Source organism: Sphingomonas sp. GW821-FHT12D09 (assembly GCF_058807215.1).
In genome coordinates, this window is sequence record NZ_JBXAQL010000005.1 from 150,761 (window position 1) to 167,828 (window position 17,068).

The 17,068-nt window shown below is 66.3% G+C and carries 22 protein-coding genes and 1 other RNA gene; 16 read left to right on the top strand and 7 right to left on the bottom strand.

Going from position 1 to position 17,068, the window contains the following annotated elements:
• Positions 1-39: 39 nt before the first annotated feature.
• Positions 40-987 carry an RluA family pseudouridine synthase gene (locus AC1RPL_RS20455; RefSeq protein WP_493072050.1) on the bottom strand — a complete coding sequence of 316 codons (948 nt, stop codon included), beginning with the start codon at positions 985-987 and terminating at the stop codon, positions 40-42.
• Positions 988-1,005: 18 nt separating this feature from the next.
• Between AC1RPL_RS20455 and AC1RPL_RS20460 the strand changes: the two genes are divergently transcribed.
• Entirely contained in the window at positions 1,006-1,404 is a 399-nt protein-coding gene (locus tag AC1RPL_RS20460; RefSeq protein ID WP_493072052.1) for a M67 family metallopeptidase, read from the top strand.
• Between the two features lie 3 nt (positions 1,405-1,407).
• Here the strand turns inward: AC1RPL_RS20460 and AC1RPL_RS20465 are convergent, their stop codons facing one another.
• Both AC1RPL_RS20465 and AC1RPL_RS20470 read right to left on the bottom strand, forming a co-directional pair.
• Complete coding sequence (locus AC1RPL_RS20465; protein ID WP_493072054.1) at positions 1,408-1,869, bottom strand: hypothetical protein; 462 nt, start codon at positions 1,867-1,869, stop codon at positions 1,408-1,410.
• A 108-nt stretch (positions 1,870-1,977) separates the two neighbouring features.
• Positions 1,978-3,963 carry a sensor histidine kinase gene (locus AC1RPL_RS20470; RefSeq protein WP_493072055.1) on the bottom strand — a complete coding sequence of 662 codons (1,986 nt, stop codon included), beginning with the start codon at positions 3,961-3,963 and terminating at the stop codon, positions 1,978-1,980.
• Between the two features lie 149 nt (positions 3,964-4,112).
• On the opposite strand from AC1RPL_RS20470, the gene AC1RPL_RS20475 reads away from it, so the two are divergent.
• Positions 4,113-4,259 (top strand): lmo0937 family membrane protein, encoded by a 147-nt coding sequence (locus tag AC1RPL_RS20475; RefSeq protein ID WP_493072057.1) that lies wholly within the window; start codon positions 4,113-4,115, stop codon positions 4,257-4,259.
• 200 nt (positions 4,260-4,459) lie between these two features.
• Here the strand turns inward: AC1RPL_RS20475 and AC1RPL_RS20480 are convergent, their stop codons facing one another.
• Positions 4,460-5,734: a serine hydrolase domain-containing protein gene (locus AC1RPL_RS20480; RefSeq protein ID WP_493072059.1), complete on the bottom strand. Its 1,275-nt coding sequence runs from the start codon at positions 5,732-5,734 to the stop codon at positions 4,460-4,462.
• 146 nt (positions 5,735-5,880) lie between these two features.
• Between AC1RPL_RS20480 and AC1RPL_RS20485 the strand changes: the two genes are divergently transcribed.
• From AC1RPL_RS20485 to AC1RPL_RS20550, 14 genes are all read left to right on the top strand, one after another.
• A complete protein-coding gene (locus AC1RPL_RS20485; RefSeq protein ID WP_493072061.1) occupies positions 5,881-6,525 on the top strand; it encodes a histidine phosphotransferase family protein in 645 nt (214 codons plus the stop codon).
• The gene (locus tag AC1RPL_RS20490) at positions 6,525-6,923 is read left to right on the top strand and encodes an SMI1/KNR4 family protein (RefSeq protein ID WP_493072063.1); all 399 of its coding nucleotides are present in this window, start codon (positions 6,525-6,527) and stop codon (positions 6,921-6,923) included. Before AC1RPL_RS20485 ends, AC1RPL_RS20490 begins: the two co-directional genes overlap by 1 nt.
• A 91-nt stretch (positions 6,924-7,014) precedes the next feature.
• A complete protein-coding gene (locus AC1RPL_RS20495; RefSeq protein ID WP_493072064.1) occupies positions 7,015-7,239 on the top strand; it encodes a hypothetical protein in 225 nt (74 codons plus the stop codon).
• Positions 7,240-7,306: 67 nt separating this feature from the next.
• Positions 7,307-8,377 carry a serine hydrolase domain-containing protein gene (locus tag AC1RPL_RS20500; protein ID WP_493072065.1) on the top strand — a complete coding sequence of 357 codons (1,071 nt, stop codon included), beginning with the start codon at positions 7,307-7,309 and terminating at the stop codon, positions 8,375-8,377.
• 72 nt (positions 8,378-8,449) lie between these two features.
• On the top strand, positions 8,450-10,771 hold the full coding sequence (locus AC1RPL_RS20505; protein ID WP_493072066.1) for a chemotaxis protein CheA: 2,322 nt from the start codon (positions 8,450-8,452) through the stop codon (positions 10,769-10,771).
• Entirely contained in the window at positions 10,771-11,196 is a 426-nt protein-coding gene (locus AC1RPL_RS20510) for a chemotaxis protein CheW (RefSeq protein WP_493072067.1), read from the top strand. Before AC1RPL_RS20505 ends, AC1RPL_RS20510 begins: the two co-directional genes overlap by 1 nt.
• 85 nt (positions 11,197-11,281) lie before the next feature.
• Positions 11,282-11,647, top strand: coding sequence for a response regulator (locus AC1RPL_RS20515; RefSeq protein ID WP_180140099.1), 366 nt, complete (start codon positions 11,282-11,284; stop codon positions 11,645-11,647).
• Between the two features lie 131 nt (positions 11,648-11,778).
• Positions 11,779-12,738, top strand: a complete 960-nt coding sequence (locus AC1RPL_RS20520) for a chemotaxis protein CheB (RefSeq protein WP_493072413.1) — start codon at positions 11,779-11,781, stop codon at positions 12,736-12,738.
• 38 nt (positions 12,739-12,776) lie between these two features.
• Positions 12,777-13,580: a CheR family methyltransferase gene (locus tag AC1RPL_RS20525; RefSeq protein WP_493072415.1), complete on the top strand. Its 804-nt coding sequence runs from the start codon at positions 12,777-12,779 to the stop codon at positions 13,578-13,580.
• Positions 13,581-13,612: 32 nt separating this feature from the next.
• Entirely contained in the window at positions 13,613-14,314 is a 702-nt protein-coding gene (locus tag AC1RPL_RS20530) for an N-acetylmuramoyl-L-alanine amidase (RefSeq protein ID WP_493072068.1), read from the top strand.
• 107 nt (positions 14,315-14,421) lie between these two features.
• Positions 14,422-14,724, top strand: coding sequence for a heavy metal-binding domain-containing protein (locus AC1RPL_RS20535; protein ID WP_493072069.1), 303 nt, complete (start codon positions 14,422-14,424; stop codon positions 14,722-14,724).
• 32 nt (positions 14,725-14,756) lie between these two features.
• Positions 14,757-15,127: RNase P RNA component class A (gene rnpB, locus AC1RPL_RS20540), an RNA gene on the top strand.
• 64 nt (positions 15,128-15,191) lie between these two features.
• Positions 15,192-15,728, top strand: a complete 537-nt coding sequence (locus tag AC1RPL_RS20545; protein ID WP_493072070.1) for a J domain-containing protein — start codon at positions 15,192-15,194, stop codon at positions 15,726-15,728.
• The gene (locus tag AC1RPL_RS20550) at positions 15,725-16,033 is read left to right on the top strand and encodes a (2Fe-2S) ferredoxin domain-containing protein (RefSeq protein ID WP_493072071.1); all 309 of its coding nucleotides are present in this window, start codon (positions 15,725-15,727) and stop codon (positions 16,031-16,033) included. Before AC1RPL_RS20545 ends, AC1RPL_RS20550 begins: the two co-directional genes overlap by 4 nt.
• 51 nt (positions 16,034-16,084) lie before the next feature.
• Here AC1RPL_RS20550 and AC1RPL_RS20555 read toward each other — a convergent pair whose 3' ends face one another.
• The 3 genes from AC1RPL_RS20555 to AC1RPL_RS20565 all read right to left on the bottom strand — a co-directional run bounded on the left by AC1RPL_RS20555 (position 16,085) and on the right by AC1RPL_RS20565 (position 17,058).
• Positions 16,085-16,489 carry a SufE family protein gene (locus AC1RPL_RS20555; RefSeq protein WP_493072073.1) on the bottom strand — a complete coding sequence of 135 codons (405 nt, stop codon included), beginning with the start codon at positions 16,487-16,489 and terminating at the stop codon, positions 16,085-16,087.
• 25 nt (positions 16,490-16,514) lie between these two features.
• The gene (locus AC1RPL_RS20560) at positions 16,515-16,703 is read right to left on the bottom strand and encodes a hypothetical protein (protein ID WP_493072417.1); all 189 of its coding nucleotides are present in this window, start codon (positions 16,701-16,703) and stop codon (positions 16,515-16,517) included.
• Positions 16,704-16,785: 82 nt separating this feature from the next.
• Positions 16,786-17,058 (bottom strand): hypothetical protein, encoded by a 273-nt coding sequence (locus tag AC1RPL_RS20565; RefSeq protein ID WP_493072075.1) that lies wholly within the window; start codon positions 17,056-17,058, stop codon positions 16,786-16,788.
• Positions 17,059-17,068 lie beyond the last annotated feature (10 nt).

The window sequence follows — 17,068 nt, forward strand, 5'->3', positions numbered from 1 at the left end:
TTACTAGGCACGCTTACCCTCAGGCCAGCGCACCGAAAATCATACGATGAGGTTATCGAACAGTTCCTGCATGTCCGCAGGGATTTCGCTTTCGAACGCCAAAGCGGTACTATTGATGGGGTGAATGAACCCCAGATGGGCCGCGTGCAAGGCTTGCCGCCGGAAATTCAAGGTTTCCAGAAGTTCACGGTGGGTCTTGCGGACACTCCCATAAACCGGATCGCCGACGAGCGGATGACCCAAAGAGGCCATGTGCACCCGCACCTGATGGGTACGCCCGGTCTCCAGCCTGCATTCGACCAGCGCGGCGTCGTGAAGTTCTCGAAGCTTGCGCCAATGGGTAACCGCGCGCTTTCCGTTCTTCACGATCGCGACTTTCTTGCGATTGTGCGGCGACCGCGCCAGCGGCGCATCCACGGTACCCTCGGAAAGTCTCAAAAGTCCCGACACGATCGCACGATAGCGCCGGTCGATTGAATGGGCCTTGAACTGCGCGGCCAGCCCGACATGCGCGCGGTCGTGCTTGGCGGCGACCATCAGGCCCGACGTGTTCTTGTCGATCCGGTGAACGATCCCGGGGCGCGCCTCGCCGCCGATGCCCGAAAGCGAGCCGTGGCAATGGTGGAGCAGCGCGTTGACCAGCGTGCCGTCGAGATTGCCGGCGGCGGGATGGACGACCAGCCCGGCCTGCTTGTCGATCACGATCAGGTGCTCGTCCTCGTAGACGATATTGAGCGGGATCTCCTGCGCTTCGTTGTGCGCCGGCTTGGGATCGGGGACCGCCACGCTGTACATCCCGCCGCCCAACGCCTTCTTCGCGGGATCGCGGACCAGGCCCTGGGGTCCGGTGACCGCGCCGCACGAGATCAGCACCTTCAGCCGTTCGCGCGACATGGTCGGCACGGCGTCGGCGAGCGCACGATCCAGACGCCAGCCATCGGCTGTGTCCGCGATGCGTGCTTCGATGATGGAAACCCCCGGATTCATGTTTTATCGTAAATGGGTATGAGGTTCACGATTTCAAGATCTGTACTGATCGGTATCCGACAGATTTCTGCGGTTTCCATGCCCAACGAGGCGTGCGGATTGCTGTTCGGCGGGGACGGTGTGATCGACGCGTTCCAAGCTGTTGAAAATGTTGATGAAGCGCCGGATCGGCATTTCGAGATAGATCCTGTCGCATTGTTTACCGCGCTCCGCGCCGAGCGCGCGGGCGGACCGAAGATCGCCGGATATTGGCATTCGCACCCCAGCGGGGACGCGACGCCTTCGGCAACGGATGCCGAAAGGGCTGCCCCCGACGGCAAGCTGTGGCTCATCGTCGGGGGAGAAGCGGTCACTGCGTGGCGCGCCGTGGAGCGGGGGTCGCTCCACGGGCGCTTCGATCCTGTGGAGATCGACTGACGCTCAGTTGGTGGGCGCCGGCGGCGTCGGGGCATCGGCGGGCGGGGGAGGCGGCGGGCCCATGCGGTGGCCGGGGCCACCGGGACCGCCCGGACCTTCGCGACCCGGGCCGCCCTGAGGACCGCCGTGCGGCCCATGCTGCCAGCCAGGGCCCCCACCGCGACGTCCGCCCTCATGGCCGCGGCCATGACCGCGATGCTCCTCGAAGCGGCCGAAGCGCATCTCTTCGCGCGAGAGCTTGCCGTCCTTGCTGACGTCGAAGCGCTCGAAGCGCGCGGCGGCGGCCTTCATCCACTCGTCCTTGCTGATCGAACCGTCCTTATTGAGGTCGATCTGGTGGTGACGGGGGCCTTCGGCCTTCTCGGCCTTGGGCGGGGTGCGGTCCTGCGGGGCGGCCATCGCGGCGCCGGTGCCGAAGGTGAGTGCGCTGGCTGCGAGCAGCGCGGCGAGTTTCAGTTTCATCATTGCCTTTTCTCCGCTCCAGGTGATGTCTGGATGACGAAGAAATAGGCCTGGCCTGTCGCGAAGGTTTCTCGGGTGGGGGGCGAAATTGTCGCAACTTGTCCGGCACCGCTAGAGCGCGCCGTTGTCCTCGCCGTCCAGCGTGGGCAGGGTGAAGGTGAATTCGGCGCCGCCTTCGGGCGCGTTGGTCGCCGAGAAAACGCCGCCGTGCAGCTCGACGATACGCTTCGAGATCGACAGGCCGATGCCCATGCCTTCGCTCGTGCTGTTCGCCGAGAAGCGCTGGAACAGATGGGCGAGCGCCTCGGGCGGAAGGCCGGGGCCGTTGTCGCGGCACGTCACCTCGACCATCGCATCGTCGGTGGGGCAGGCGGTGATGCAGATGCGCGGCTTTTCCCGGCCGCTGTCACGCAAGGCCTCCACGGCGTTGCGCATCAGATTGACCAATACCTGCTGGACCTGGACGCGATCGACGAAGACGCGAAGATTGGCAGGCTCGACGTCGCAATCGATGTGCGCGGCAAGGCGGCTCGAGCCCACCAGCACCAGCCGCGCGGCATCCTCGATCATCGGCTGGAGCAGCTCGACGCTGCGTTCGGTGTCATTGCGCTCCGTAAAGCTGCGCAGGCGGCGGATGATGTCGCCGGCATGCATCACCTGCTCGCGGGCATTGCCGACCAGTTCGGTGCCCGGCCCCTCGGTGCCGGTCTTGCGCGCGAGCATGGCAGCGGCGGACAGGTAATTGGCGGCGGCGGTGAGCGGTTGGTTGAGTTCGTGCGCGAGATCGGCGGCGGCTTCGCCCATCGCGCTCTGGCGGGCGAGATGGGCGAGCTCAGAATTGAGCTGGGCCACCTGGTCTTCGACGGTGAACTGCGCGGACATGTTGCGCACGAAGATAGTCAGGCAGCGGGTATCGGCTGCCTGGACCCGGCCGGCGCGCGCTTCGAGGGGAAACAGCGAGCCATCGCTGCGCTGCCCGACAGCGCTGAGCGGCTCGGCATTCCAGGGATCGGGCTCGCGATCCTGCAGGGCCGCGAGTTCGGCCTCGTAGCGCGAGGCATGGGCCTGGGGGGCGAGCAGAGTCACGGGCTTGCCGATCACATCCTCGGCGCGATAGCCCCATAGCCGCTCGGCAGCGGCGCTGAACTCGACGATCGTGCCGGATTCCTCGATCAACATGACTGCATCCGGCACCATCGCCAGCACTGCGCTCAGCTTCGCCTCGCGAACGGCGAGTGCGCGGCTTTGCGCGTCGGCATGGCGGATCGCGCGCACCAGCACGCCCGCGAGAATCAGCACATTGCCGGCCAGGACCAGGAATTGCGCCGCGCCGAAGCCGAGCAGGTCCGTCCGATAGGCTGCGAAGCCGGCCAGCGAGGGGAGGGCGGGCAGGATGATGATCGCCGGGGTGAGCCGGATGAGCAGGTGCCATCCGCGCTCGCCGCTATGGCGCCGCATGGCGTAGAGGATCACGCCGGTCGCGGGGAGCAGTGCGATCGCGCTCGAAACCGCGGAGCGCCCGAGAAAGGCGGGAGAGGTGCCTCCCGGTTCGGCGAGCAGCGCCGTGGTGGCCAGGAGGGTGAGCGCGATCGACGCGCTCGACAGGATGATGGCGAAGACGCGGTGAATCTGGCGCTCCGAGGTAACGGCCAGCGCGGCGAGTGCTCCGATTCCCGCCACCGCCATCGTGCCGCCGGGGCTGAGCCCGTTGTTGCGCACGCCGAGCCGCTGCACGGTCTCGTAGAAGAAGAACCGCTCCACCGCTATCGCGCCGGTCAGATACTCCACCGCGATCAGGGTGAGCAGGATGGCGGCGGGGACGAGGACGATCCTTGTCAGCCAGCGGCGTCCGCTCACTGCCAGGAACGCCGCGGACGTTACCAGGCAGCCATTGATCGCGCTCAGCGGCGCGACGGCATAGTCGGGATTGCCGAACCCGCGCAGCACCGGCACTTCGAGCAGCCAGCCAAGCAATGGCAGCGACAGGATCACGCAGCCGATCGCCGTTAACCATTGCGGCAGGGCGGTCGCGCCGAGGCCGGTCCAGCCGGGGCCGGGAATCGTCTCGCCTCTGTTGTTCGCCGCACTGCGCGTCATGTTGGTTCCGGAGGTTGGGCAATGCCCATAGCTTCATATTGTAGCAGCAGCGTCGCGGGGCGGGTAATCCGGAAAAGACCGCAGGCGTCCGCGGAACGTTTCGGCGGCGCAACCCGTTGATGGGGAAACCCTGAACGGAGAGCGTGCCGATGCTTTGGACAATCGTCGTAATTCTGCTGGTGCTGTGGCTGCTGGGCTTCTCCCTGCACATCGGCGCGGGCCTGATCCACATCCTGCTGGTCGTCGCTCTGGTGATCGGCCTGATCCAGCTCTTCACGGGCCGCAAGGTCGTCTAGACGGGTATATTGAAGAACAGCGCGAGCTGGGACCTCTCGGCGATCCGTGCCGCCTTGGCCTGAAGGGCCATGGCGAGCGCGGGCGCCGGTAGTTTGCGTGTTTTCGTCCATTAGAGCGAGCCGGCGGCTGATGAACTACGCCTTGTGATGCTCTGATGCCTCGCGCACATAGGGACGATATGCGCGCCGCCCATGGCGGCCTAGTCCCCAATTGGGCCGAGATAGGCATCGCCATAGACCGCCCGACGAAAGTCGCGGTGGAGCGTGGCCTGGAAAGGCTTGGTCTGGACGAACAACACCGCGGCCAGCTTGTTGGCGGGGTCCACCCAGAACAGGGTGGATGCCGCGCCGTCCCAGAAGAATTCGCCCAGGGCGCCGCGGTTTTCCTCGGCGCCCTTTGGCTGTCCGATACGTACGGCGAAGTCGATGCCGAAGCCGACATTGCCCTTGCTCGGTAGCCAACTCTTCTCGGTGATGCGCGGATCAAGCTGGTTGGTGGACATCAGCCGCACGGTGGAGGGTTTTAGGATGCGCACGCCGTCCAGCATGCCTTGCCCGAGCAGCATGCGGGTGAAACGCATATACTCGTCGATCGGCGCGACGATGCCGGCGCCGCCCATCGTCATCGCCGGGCGCGGGAAGTTGCGGGCGCGGGTGATCGCATCGGCCTCGCGGACAAGTTTCTTGTCGGCACCTAGGATGTAGGTGGCGGCGAAGCGATCGAGCCGTGCGTCCGGCTGGGTCCAGCCCGCTTCCCTGATGCCGAGCGGGTCCAGCACATGCTGGCGGACATATTCCTCGAACTTCTGGCCCGAGAGCTTCTCGACGAGCAGCGCCTGCACATCGACCGCCGAGCTGTAGCGCCATTCGCTGCCGGGCTCGAAGAGAAGCGGGACATGGGCGAGGCGATGGCCGAACTCGGTGAGGTCATGGCCGAGCCCCAGCGGGTCTGCGGCGGCAAAGGCCTTTTCCGCGGCGCTCGCGCCGTCGCCATAGGCGAAGCCGGCGGTATGGCGAAGGACGTCGCGGATCGTCACCGGGCGCTTAGAGGGGCGCCAGAGAGGCTGGCCGGCGGCATCGGCGCCGTCCTGGACCAGCATCGTAGCGAATTCGGGGAGGTAGCGGGAAAGCGGATCGTCGAGCCCGAACTTGCCCTGTTCCCAGAGTTGCATCAGCGCGGTGCCGGTGACCGGCTTGGTCATCGAATAGACCTGGACCAGCGTGTCGCGCCGCATCGGGCGGTTCGCCTCGCGATCGGCGAGGCCCGTGCTGCCGAAATATACTTCGCGACCGTCCTTCCACACCAGCGCCTCGACACCGGTCGCACGGCCGCTCCTTACCATATCGGCGAGGGCGCGATCGATGCGGGCCTTGTCGATGCGGAAGCTAGCGGTGGCGGCGGGTTTCTCCTGGGCAGGCGCGGGCAGGGGCTGCGCGATCAGCAGCGCGGCGAGGATGGGCAGGACCTGTCGCATATGCTCTCCCTCATTTCAATTTTGCGGCGATGGTAGCGCTACCGCCGCGGCGCACACAAGCACGACCTTTGTCGCGGCCGGAGGCACGCGCTTGCAGCATGGCGCGCCCTGCGCCAAAGAGGCTGGACCTCGCGGGAGCCTGCACCTTGAACATCAGCCCGACCGATTTCGCCAGCCTGCTCTGCTCGCGGCTCTGCCACGATCTGCTGAGCCCGGTGGGGGCGCTCAACAACGGGCTGGAACTGCTCGCCGACGAGCATGATCCCGAGATGCGCGCGCGCTGCCTGGAGCTCCTCAACGAGAGTGCCAAGGCGAGCGCCAACAAGCTGAAATTCTTCCGCCTGGCGTTCGGCGCGGCCGGCGGTTTCGGCGAGACCGTCGACACGCGTGAGGCGCAGGCGGCGATCGAGGGGCTGTTCGGCGAGAACCACCGCGTCAATGTCGGCTGGATGGTCGAGGATCCTGTCCTGCCCAAGCAGGCGATCAAGGTACTGATGAACTTGTCGCTGATCGGCGGCGACGCGCTGATCCGCGGCGGGCAGCTCGATATCGGTGCGGAGATCGTCGATGGGGCGATCGAGATCGTCGTGCGCGCCGATGGCCCGCGCATCGTGCTCGACCCCGAGCTGCGCAGCGCGCTGGCCGGCGGCAAGGACGACCTGCCGATCACCCCGCGCGCGGCGGCGGCGTACCTCGTCCATGCGCTGGTGACGCAGGGTGGCGGCGTGCTCCAGGTTAGCCCGCCCGATGCCGAAGTGCTGCTGTTCGGGGCGAGCTTCAAGGTCGCGTGATGCTCGCGGGGCGCGACTGGTCCGGGCATGCCGGGGCGGCTCCCGAGGTGATAGCGGTGCTGCGCGAGATTGCACCGATCCCGTTGCCGGCGGCCTATGTCGCGCTGCTTGAATTCAGCAATGGCGGGGAGGGGCCATTGTCGGTCCAGCCCCTGAATTTCTGTCTCTATCCCGCTGAGGACGCGGCGCAGTTCGAGCGCGAGGGCGCGTATCACGAATTCTTTCCGGGCTACTTCATCATTGGCAGCAATGGCGCCGGCGAGGCGATCGCGATCGACACGGCCGATCAGGGCAGGGGGATCGTACATTTCGACATGGTCAATTCCCACCTTGAGGAGAGCGTCGTCCCGCTTGCGGCGAATTTCGATGCGTTCCTCGATCTGATCGGACGGGAATAAAGCGCGAACGAACCCTTAAGGGTTAACAGCAGCTTGGCCGATGCGGGCCCTTAAGGTTTCCTAGGGATAACCACCCTTCGGAGTCGCATCCATGTTTCTCGATACTGGGCCGCTCGGGCCCAGCTGGGGCGAAACGCCCCAGCCCTTGTGCAAGAGCTGCCGCCAGCCGATCCTCGATCATCACCATACCCAGGACGTCCAGTTCCCGGACCATGCCGATAGCGCCGACATGAGCGGGCGCTACCATGCTGCCTGCGCCAAGCCCTTTGCAAGCATCGCGTATGCGCTCGACATGCTGAGCCGGTTTCGCTGCTGACTACTGTTGTAGTTGAATAACACGCATCGCCATGACATGTTCGCGTATCTTGAGCAGGGAGATGCGGATGCGTAGTTGGAGAATGGCGGCGTGCGCGTTGGCGCTTGGCACGGCAACGCCTTGTGCTGCGCAATCCTATCACGACCTGGTCGATGCGAGCGAAGGGTTCAACGGCGTCGCGCTGGTCGGCACCGGACGCCACGTCGCCTATGTCGAGGGTATCGGCCAGGCGGATGCCGAGCACGGCGTGCCGATTCTGCCCGGCACCCGGTTCGAAACGGGATCTGTGTCCAAATGGATCGCCTCGATCATCATCCTCAAGCTGGTCGATGAGGGCAAGCTAGACCTCGACGCGCCGATCATCCGTTATCTGCCAGAATATCGCGCCGATACCGGCGCCAGGCTCACTCTGAAACGCTTGATGAGCCATTCGAGCGGGGTGCCCAACCAGGTGCTCGAAGCGCGCAAGGACATCCAGTCGCGCGGGGTCGAGCTCGATCAGATGGAAGCGGTGCGCCGCTATGCCAGCGGCGATCTCGCCTTCGAGCCCGGCACCGCCTGGGACTATTCGCACTCCAACTGGATTCTCGCCAAGGCGATCGTCGAGCGCGTGAGCGGCGTGCCCTATGCGACGCTGGTCGAGCGGTTGCTGGTCAAGCCGCTCGGGCTGAAGGACAGCGGCATCTATCGCGGCGATTCAGGCGGCATGAAGGGTATGGCGCTGGGCTATGCGACGCTGGTGCCCGCGCCGGTGCGCAAGCCGAACCCGACCCCCGATTTCATGGCCATGGCCGGCGGCTTCTACACCAGCGCGCCAGACCTGATGACGCTGATGGACGCGGTGCTGGACGGCAAGCTGCTCAGCCCCGCGTCGCGCAAGGCGCTGATGACGACGCTGATGCCCGACCAGCGTTATGCCCTGGGCGGCCGAGTGCGGATCGAGAAGATCGCGGGCAAGGATCGCGAGGCGGCGTGGGAAGACGGCTCGAACGGCGGCTTCCGCATGCTCGCGCACCGCGTGCTCGCCGACGGGCATACGGTCATCGTGTTCAGCAACGCCAGTTACGACTATCAGAAGCTCGGCGACCTGGGCGCGCGCCTGCTCGATGCGAGCTACGATATACCCGCCAAGCAATAGCGCCGAGTGCTAACGCCCTTTTAACCACCGAGAGCGCAGAACGGCCCGGCAAATTTGCTTATCCGGGGCCCCATGGACGACCTGCTACAGGAATTCATCGCCGAGACGCGAGAGACGCTCGAAGCGCTTTCGGGCGAAATCGTCGCGTGGGAGGCGCATCCCGAGGATCGCGCCCGGCTCGATGCGATCTTCCGCTTCGTGCACACGGTGAAGGGAAGCTGCGGCTTCCTCGATCTGCCGCGGCTCGGCCGGCTCAGCCATGCGGCCGAGGACGTGCTGGCCCAGGTGCGCGAAGGCGAACGTTCGCCGGACCGCGCGCTGGTCAATGCCGTGCTGGCGGTGGTCGACCGGATCGGCGAACTGGTCGAGGCGATCGAATCGGGCACGGGCCTGAGCGATACCGGCGACGAGCTGCTGATCGCCGCCCTTGCCGAAGGCGCCGAGGAAATCGCACAGGCCGGCCCCGCCGCGCCGCGTGCGCCGGCCCGCAGCGTCCGCCTGAACGTCGAGCTGCTCGACCGGATGATGTCCGGCATGTCGGACATGGTGCTGGCGCGCAACGAGCTGTCCCGGCGCCTGCGCCAGGGGGAAGTCGATCCCGCGATCGAGGCCGCGCTCGAGCGCCTGTCGCTCACCGTGGGCGAGATGCGCGACACGGTGACGCGCACCCGCATGCAGAAGATCGACGCGCTGTTCTCCGCGTTGCCGCGCATGGTGCGCGACACCGCGGCGGGGCTGGGCAAGTCGGTGATGCTTCAGGTCGAGGGCTCGGACGTCGAGCTCGACCGCGAGATGATCGAAGTGATGCGCGACCCGCTGGTCCACATCATCCGCAATTCCATCGACCATGGCATCGAAGCGCCGGGCGAGCGCCGCGCGAGCGGCAAACGCGAGAATGGCCGCCTGTCGGTCTCGGCGCGCCAGTCGGGCAACCAGATCATCATCGAGATCGTCGATGACGGCCGCGGCATCGACACCGAGCGGCTGATCCAGAAGGCCGTGGCGAGTGGCCGCGACGAGAGCCAGCTGCGCAAGCTTTCGAACCGCGCCAAGCTCGACCTGGTCTTCGAGGCGGGGCTTTCGTCCAAGGACTCGGTGAGCGAGATTTCCGGACGCGGTGTGGGCATGGACATCGTCCGCGCCTCGATCGAGCAGATCGGCGGCCGGGTCGAACTCGACAGCACGCCCGGCAAGGGCCTGCGTATCGCCATCCATGTGCCGCTGACGCTCTCGATCATCTCGACGATCGTGGTGGGCGTGGGCGGCCAGCGCTTCGCGATCCCGCGCCAGTCTATCGAGGAGATCGTGACCGAACGCGGCGAGGCGATCCGCGTCGATGTGATCGGCGGCTCGCCGGTGGCTTCGGTGCGCGAGCGCCGCATGCCGCTTATCCATCTTTCCGACATGCTCGGCCTGCCGCCCGACGCCTCGCGCGACGAAGGCGCGCAGATGCTGGCCATCGTCAGCGTGAGCGAGGGCAGCTACGCACTCGCCGTCGAGACGGTGCTCGACAATGAGGAGCTGGTGATCAAGCCGGCTTCGCCCGCCGTCATGTCCACCGGCCTTTATGCCGGCCAGACGCTGCCTGATTCGGGTCTTCCGATGCTGCTGCTCGATTGCGCCGGCATGGCCAAGGTCGCCGGGCTCGATTTCAGCCGCGGCGAGCAGATCTTCGAAGAGGAAGAGGAAGTCACAGAGGCCCCGGGCCTGCCGGCCCTGCTGTTCCGCGACCTCGACGGCGTGCGCCGCGCGGTGCCGCTGGCGGCGGTCGACCGGGTCGAGCAGGTCGATGCAACTAATGTCCGCTTCGCCGCCGGCCGCTTCCGCGTGACGATCGACGACCGCATCCTGCCGCTCGCCGCGCATGGCGACCTGGAGGGGTTGGAGCGGATCAACGTGCTGCGCCTGAAGGACGGCACCAACGAAGTGAGCTATGCGATCCAGGAGGCGCTCGACATCGTCGTGCTGCCCGAAGCAATCGCGCCGGCGCGCGAGCCGGGGCCGATCGCGGGCGTCGTGCTGGTCGATGGCGAGCAGATCGAGCTCGTCGACATGCTGTGGATCTTCAACGAGCATGCCGAGCGCGAAGTGGAAGACACGTCGCCGCTTTGCCTGATCGCGGGCGACAGCGACGGGTGGATGGCCTCGTTCGTGAAGCCGCTGCTCGAAGCTTCGGGCTACCGCGTCGCGCTGAAGCTTGCCGTGGGCGAGGCCCCGGCGGTGGTGCTTTCGTCCGAGGACACGCCCACCGGCGGCGAGGCGGCTCCGGTCGTGCGCCTGCGCAGAAAGCGCGCATCGGGCGGGTCGGGCGACGATAGCGTCTATAGATATGACAGGGCCGGACTTCTTTCCGCGCTCGAAGCCCGGGTTTCCTCCGGCAAGGCAGGCCGCTGATGTCGCATCTCTATCTCATTGCCCAGATTGCCGGGCGCGCCGTTGCGATCGATTCCGAGCAAGTGGAATCGGTGGTCGATATCGGTGAAGTGACCGCGGTGCCTTGCGCCTCGGTACATGTCCGCGGCCTTGCCGCGCTGCGCAGCCGCGTGGTGACGGTGGTCGACACCCAGTCGGCACTCGGCATGGCAGGCGGCAGCACTGCCCGCCGCGCGGTGATCACCCATGTCGAGGGACATCATTATGCGATGCTCGTCGATGCGCTGGATGATGTCGCGCCGTTCGAGCTTCTGCCGCTCGCCAGCGGCGTGGCGCTCGATCCGGCCTGGCGCGGTGCGGGGCGCGGGATCGTGGAGCGGGACGGCGAGCCGATCCTGGCGATCGATCTTGCCAGCCTGGTTCCCGGCCACGCCATCGTGAATTGATTTAGTCCGAGATTAACGTGGCGCTTACGCCTTTCGTGCACTGTCCACTCCTACCTAGACACCTGAAAGCGGGGAACAGGGGAAAATGAAGACTTGTCTGGTCGTCGATGATTCCAAGGTGATCCGGAAGGTTGCCCGGCACATCCTGGAGACTCTCGACTTCGAAGTGCGCGAGGCCGGTGACGGCCGTGAAGCGCTCGACTCCTGCCTGCAGACCCCGCCGGATGTTATCCTGCTGGACTGGAACATGCCCGTGATGAGCGGCATGGACTTCCTGCGCGCGCTCAAGGATTCGGGGCTGCCGACGCGCCCGAAGGTAGTGTTCTGCACCACCGAGAACGGCATGGCCTATATTCGCGCTGCCATCGAGGCGGGTGCGGACGAATATGTCATGAAGCCGTTCGACCGCGAAACGCTCGAGAGCAAGCTGCAGATCGTCGGCGTCGCGTAAGCGGCGCACTCAAGGAGCCACACGTGGCGCACGCACATCTTGCGGACACCGGGTTCGGCGGCACCACCGCCGGGCTGGCGCAGGTGCTGATCGTCGACGATTCGGTCGTCGCACGGTCGGTGCTGGGGCGCATGGTGGAAGGCACGCGGCGATTCCGCGTTGCCGCTGCCTATAGCGACGTCCGCGCGGCGCTCGACTATCTCAAGAACCATTCGGTAGACATCATCCTGCTCGACATCGAAATGCCCGGGATCGACGGCCTCACCGCGCTGCCTGACATGATCGCGGCAGGGCGGGGAGCCAAGGTGCTGATCGTCTCCTCGGCGGCCGAACAGGGCGCTGCGGTGAGCGTGCAGGCATTGGCGCTGGGTGCCGCGGATACGCTGGTGAAGCCCGGCATCGGCGCGTTCGGCGGCCGTTTCGCCGAAGTGCTCGAGGAGCGGCTCTCGCGCCTGATCGAGGCGCATGGCCATAGCGAAGTCCATCATCATCACGGCCCCGTCGCGGCGCCCGACGATTTCGACCTGGTCGCGATCGGCGCATCGACCGGGGGCATCCACGCGCTGAGCCAGCTGCTCCGCGCGATCCCGGCGAGCTTCCAGGTGCCGATCCTGGTGACCCAGCATCTGCCGTCCAGCTTCATGACCTATTTCGCCACCCAGCTCGCCGTGCTCGGCGGGCGGCCCTGCGAAGTCGCGACCGATCGCATGCGCATACGGCCCGGCCGGATCATCGTGGCGCCCGGCGATGCCCATATGCGCGTCGTCCGCATGTCCGACGGCGCGGCGATCCGGCTGACCCACGAAAAGTCCCTGAGCGGCTGCATGCCCTCGGTCGATCCGATGTTCGAGAGCGTCGCCGAAGTGTTCGGCAATCGTGCGCTCGGCGTCGTGCTCAGCGGCATGGGCCGCGACGGCTGCGAAGGCGCCAAGTACCTTATCGATTGCGGCGGGCGCGTGCTGGCACAGGACCGGGACAGCTCGGTGGTGTGGGGCATGCCCGGTGCGGTGGCCAATGCCGGCCGTGCCAGCGCAGTGATGCCGCCGGACGAGATCGGGCGGCTGATCGCCCGCCGGGGAGGCGCGGCGTGATCCCGCCCGCCACCACGCCGATCGCCTCGCAAGGGGCAATGAACATGCTCGCCGCGCTACTGGAGCAGCGCGCGGGCCAGCAGATCGCGGCGAACCGCACCTGGCGGATCGAAACGGCGTTGAAACCGATCCTTCGCGAGAAGGGTCTGGCGAGCCTGGACGAGCTTGTTGCCAAGCTCATCACGGCGCGGACAGGGGAGTTGGCGGACTTGGTAGTCGATGCGCTTCTCAATCAGGAGACGAGCTTCTTCCGCGACGCGGCGGTGCTCGACATGATCGCGGACGCCGCCCAGGCGATGCAGGCCCAAGCGGGTCACCGCCGCCTGCGCATCTGGTCGTCGGGCTGTTCGACGGGGCAGGAGCCGCTGAGCCTGGCGATGCTGTTCTCGGAACGTGGCATGCCCGACCCCGAGATCGTGGCGACCGACGTCTCGCCGGCGGCGTTGGCGCGTGCCCGTAGCGGCCGCTTCTCGCAGTTCGAGATCCAGCGCGGGTTGCCGGTGCGGCGGATGATGACCTGGTTCGACACGGTCGGCGCCGATTGGGTCGCCAAGCCCGAACTGGTCCGCAAGCTCCAGTTCCGCCAGCACAATCTCACCCAGGATGCGGCACCGCCGGGTGCCTTCGACATCATCCTGTGCCGTAACGTGATGCTTTATTTCTCGCCTGCGGTACGCCGCCAGGTGTTCGACACGCTGGCCTCCGCAATGCGGCCGGGCGGCTTGCTGGCGTTGGGCGCGGGCGAGACGGTGATCGGCCAGACCGATCATTTCACGCCGTGCGAGACCTATCGCGGCTTCTATCGCGGAGTCGATGTACCCGGGATGCGCGCGGCGGGTTGATCCCGCCGCCGAACCGGCTAGCTTCCGGCGCGATGCATAACGGCCTGACCTTTATCGACGCGCCGTCGCCAAATTTCGACGAGCGCGCGCTGCCGGTGACGATGATCGTGCTCCATTACACCGGCATGGAAAGCGCCGAGGCGGCGCTCGCGCGGCTGCGCGACCCGGAGGCCAAGGTCTCCGCGCACTATCTTGTCGACGAGGACGGCGCGATCCACCGGCTGGTGCCCGAGGCCAAGCGCGCCTGGCATGCCGGCCGCGCGCATTGGCGCGGCATCAAGGACATCAATTCGGCCTCGGTGGGCATCGAGATCGTCAATCCCGGCCATGACCATGGCTATCGCCCGTTCCCGGCGGAGCAGATGGGTACGCTGATCCCGCTCGTGGCAGAGATCAAGGAGCGCTACGGCATCACCCGCGGCAATGTCGTCGGCCATTCGGACGTGGCGCCGGCGCGCAAGCAGGATCCGGGCGAACTGTTCAACTGGCACGCGCTCGCACGGCTGCGACTGGCGCTGCCACGGCCGACCAAGAGCCTGGTCGATCCCGGCTGGCCCGATGCCGGCTTCATCATGGCCCTGGAGCGCTTCGGCTATGACGTGACCGACGAGCGGGCTGCGGTCACCGCCTTCCAGCGCCGCTTCCGCCCGGAGATGATCGACGGCGAGATCGACATGGAATGCCGCTGCCTCCTGCTCGCGCTGCTGCTGCCCAAGCCCCAGGGGGACGAATAGGGTTTACGCGCCTTGCACCAGCTCCGTCGAGATATCTGCAAGTAAAGGATGATCTTATAGGAGGCCGGGAGGCTTGTACCTTGATCAATAGCGGAATCAGACCGGCGATGACCACGATTGGCCCCGTGCGCGTACGGCTGGCCGGCGTGGTCCACGGCGATGCGGACGGCCATCAGTCGATCAACTCGCCCAAGGTGACCGAGGCAGTCGCCCAGTTGCGCCAGGCGGCGCGACTGAAGGGGGCGGACGATGTCGTCGCCGTCTCCTCCGACTATCGGCGGGCCGCGCTGGCGGCGGGACCGCTCACCACCCAGTGGAGTATCGTGGTCGAGGCCTATGGCACTGCGGTGTCGCGCGGCGAGGCGGCTCAGGCCGCCGAGGCGGTGAGCCAGGCGCAGCCCGACGCTTGAAGTCCTGCGGATAGCCGCTAGAGCGGTCCCCGCCAGAGGGTTGGGCGGCCGCGGGTGCGCAAGCACGCGAGGAAAGTCCGGGCTCCACGGAAACACGGTGCCGGGTAATGCCCGGCGGGGGCGACCCCAGGGAAAGTGCCACAGAGAGCAGACCGCCCACTGGTCTTTCGAGACTAAGGGCAAGGGTGAAAGGGTGCGGCAAGAGCGCACCGCGCGACCGGTAACGGAAGCGGCATGGTAAACCCCACCGGGAGCAAGACCGAATAGGGGCGGCGTATAGGCCTGGTTCCGGCCTGTCGCCCGGGTTGGTTGCTGGAGCGGCGGAGCAATCCGTCGCCTAGAGGAATGGTCGCACATCGCCGAAAGGCGAGGACAGAACCCGGCTTATAGACCCTCTGGCATTTTTACGGGACAGCGTGAGGCGAGCGCACGCTTGCGCCTGCGGGCCGAGTGTCTATCTGGGCGGGATGGCAAGATCGACACGCTCGACCGACTGGGGTTTTCCGCGCTGGCGCGCATATGGCGCCGAGCGCGAGGCCGTGCAGGTCCGCATGTGCGACCGTCATGGCTGCGATCAGCCCGGCGACCGGCCCGCGCCCAAATCGCCCAACAGCCCCGAGCGCTGGTATTTCTGCGAGACGCACGCCGGCGAGTATAACCGCAACTGGGACTATTTCGCCGGCCTCACTGCCGAGGAAGCGGCCGAGCGCGAGGCAAACGAGCGGCGCGACGCTTCAGGCTTCACCGAGGCCAAATATAATGGCTGGGCAGGGCCGGGCGACGGCAGCCGCTCGCGCGACGAGATGAAGGCACTGGAAGTGCTCGAGCTTGAGGTCGATGCCGATTTCGAAGCGGTACGCCTCGCCTGGCGCCGGCTCGCCAAGGCCAGCCATCCCGATGTGAAGCCGAACGACGCCGAAGCGGCCAAGCGTTTCCAGGCGATCCAGGCGGCGTACGACGTGCTCAAGGCCGCGGAGGAGCGGCGTACCTGGAAGGGCGATTGAGCAAACTTCGCGTCCATTCGAACTGGGAACATGCCGTTCTCGTCTGCGCGAAATGCTCGAAGAAGCTGGACGGCGGCTTCGGGCCCAAGGGCAGGCAATCGCTCGCCAAGGCGTTGCGCAAGCATCTCGGACTTAAGAAGGGCCGAAAGGGCGAGGCGGGGATCGTCGAAGTGAAATGCCTGGGCGTCTGCCCGCGCGGCGCAGTGACGGTGATCGATGCCGGCGGACCGAAGGAGTGGTTGCTGGTGCCGAAGGGCGCGGATCTGGACCGGGTGGCGGAAGAGCTGGGGCTGGGGCGGGACTAGCCCTACTTGTTCCCTTCCCTTCCAGGGAAAGGAGTGAGAAGGTGCTTTGCCTTAGGCGTACCGCTCCGCAGTTGCCCGAACCAGCGCGATCATGTTCGGGATGCCCTGGGTCCGGTTCGAACTCAGCTGGTTCTTCAAGTCGAACGGTGCCAGCGCGCCTTCGATATCGGTTGCCAGTATCTCGGCCGGAGTCCTGTCCTGCACCGTGAGCAGCACCAGCGCGATGATGCCCTTGGTGATCGCCGCGTTGGAATCGGCGAGGAAATGGAGCCGGCCATCGTCCAGGCGGGTGGGGTAGACCCACACTGCCGCCGAGCAGCCGCGAACCAGCGTCGCATCGGTCTTTAGGGCCTCGGGCATTTGTTCGAGGCCGCGGCCCAGATCGATCAACAGGCGATAGCGGTCATCGGCTTCGAGGAACGCATATTCGTCCTGCAGATCGGCGAGGTTGGTCATGTCCTCGCCGCTAGCCGGGTGGGCCTCAGAGGTCCACCCCGGCCGCGATCGCTTCGAGCTTGCGGATGCGCTCCTTGAGATCGGCGATCTCGATCCGCGAGCCTGCGGTGGGCGCGCCGATCGGGGCTGCATCCGGGGCGTGGAGCGTATTCAGCTCCTGGCGCTTCAGGGCCAGCCAGCCGCGCCAGCCCGAGAGCCCGGCGGTGGTGATCATGCCGATCCCGGCTAGGCCGGAGACGGCGAGGGTGAGGTACAGTGTCGGATCTTGGGTCACGTCATGCCTCCCTGGTCTGACGTCAGTTTTTGTCGCGCAGCGACTCGATCTCGCGGTCGAGACGGACGCTGCCTTCGGTGTCGGTAACCACGCGCTCGAGGACCTGGACGCGCTCCTTGAGAGCGCGGATCTCGTCCTTGAGGCGGGCATTCTCGACGGCAGAGGTCTTGTCGGCGGTGTCGCCGCGATAGACTTCGTTGCCGTCCCTGTCCTTGTGGATCCCGTAGCGCGCCTTGAGCACGCTGCCGATCGTGACGATCACGATAATCGCGACAACCATCTCGAACGGGTTCATTCCACTGCTC

What these genes read in the sequence shown, in the direction of transcription:
- AC1RPL_RS20455 (WP_493072050.1), bottom strand. Translation starts at nt 987, where the DNA reads ATGAATCCGGGGGTTTCCATCATCGAAGCACGCATCGCGGACACAGCC.
- AC1RPL_RS20460 (WP_493072052.1), top strand. Translation starts at nt 1,006, where the DNA reads ATGAGGTTCACGATTTCAAGATCTGTACTGATCGGTATCCGACAGATT.
- AC1RPL_RS20465 (WP_493072054.1), bottom strand. Translation starts at nt 1,869, where the DNA reads ATGATGAAACTGAAACTCGCCGCGCTGCTCGCAGCCAGCGCACTCACC.
- AC1RPL_RS20470 (WP_493072055.1), bottom strand. Translation starts at nt 3,963, where the DNA reads ATGACGCGCAGTGCGGCGAACAACAGAGGCGAGACGATTCCCGGCCCC.
- AC1RPL_RS20475 (WP_493072057.1), top strand. Translation starts at nt 4,113, where the DNA reads ATGCTTTGGACAATCGTCGTAATTCTGCTGGTGCTGTGGCTGCTGGGC.
- AC1RPL_RS20480 (WP_493072059.1), bottom strand. Translation starts at nt 5,734, where the DNA reads ATGCGACAGGTCCTGCCCATCCTCGCCGCGCTGCTGATCGCGCAGCCC.
- AC1RPL_RS20490 (WP_493072063.1), top strand. Translation starts at nt 6,525, where the DNA reads ATGCTCGCGGGGCGCGACTGGTCCGGGCATGCCGGGGCGGCTCCCGAG.
- AC1RPL_RS20495 (WP_493072064.1), top strand. Translation starts at nt 7,015, where the DNA reads ATGTTTCTCGATACTGGGCCGCTCGGGCCCAGCTGGGGCGAAACGCCC.
- AC1RPL_RS20500 (WP_493072065.1), top strand. Translation starts at nt 7,307, where the DNA reads ATGCGTAGTTGGAGAATGGCGGCGTGCGCGTTGGCGCTTGGCACGGCA.
- AC1RPL_RS20505 (WP_493072066.1), top strand. Translation starts at nt 8,450, where the DNA reads ATGGACGACCTGCTACAGGAATTCATCGCCGAGACGCGAGAGACGCTC.
- AC1RPL_RS20510 (WP_493072067.1), top strand. Translation starts at nt 10,771, where the DNA reads ATGTCGCATCTCTATCTCATTGCCCAGATTGCCGGGCGCGCCGTTGCG.
- AC1RPL_RS20515 (WP_180140099.1), top strand. Translation starts at nt 11,282, where the DNA reads ATGAAGACTTGTCTGGTCGTCGATGATTCCAAGGTGATCCGGAAGGTT.
- AC1RPL_RS20520 (WP_493072413.1), top strand. Translation starts at nt 11,779, where the DNA reads ATGGTGGAAGGCACGCGGCGATTCCGCGTTGCCGCTGCCTATAGCGAC.
- AC1RPL_RS20525 (WP_493072415.1), top strand. Translation starts at nt 12,777, where the DNA reads ATGAACATGCTCGCCGCGCTACTGGAGCAGCGCGCGGGCCAGCAGATC.
- AC1RPL_RS20530 (WP_493072068.1), top strand. Translation starts at nt 13,613, where the DNA reads ATGCATAACGGCCTGACCTTTATCGACGCGCCGTCGCCAAATTTCGAC.
- AC1RPL_RS20535 (WP_493072069.1), top strand. Translation starts at nt 14,422, where the DNA reads ATGACCACGATTGGCCCCGTGCGCGTACGGCTGGCCGGCGTGGTCCAC.
- AC1RPL_RS20545 (WP_493072070.1), top strand. Translation starts at nt 15,192, where the DNA reads ATGGCAAGATCGACACGCTCGACCGACTGGGGTTTTCCGCGCTGGCGC.
- AC1RPL_RS20555 (WP_493072073.1), bottom strand. Translation starts at nt 16,489, where the DNA reads ATGACCAACCTCGCCGATCTGCAGGACGAATATGCGTTCCTCGAAGCC.
- AC1RPL_RS20560 (WP_493072417.1), bottom strand. Translation starts at nt 16,703, where the DNA reads ATGATCACCACCGCCGGGCTCTCGGGCTGGCGCGGCTGGCTGGCCCTG.
- AC1RPL_RS20565 (WP_493072075.1), bottom strand. Translation starts at nt 17,058, where the DNA reads ATGAACCCGTTCGAGATGGTTGTCGCGATTATCGTGATCGTCACGATC.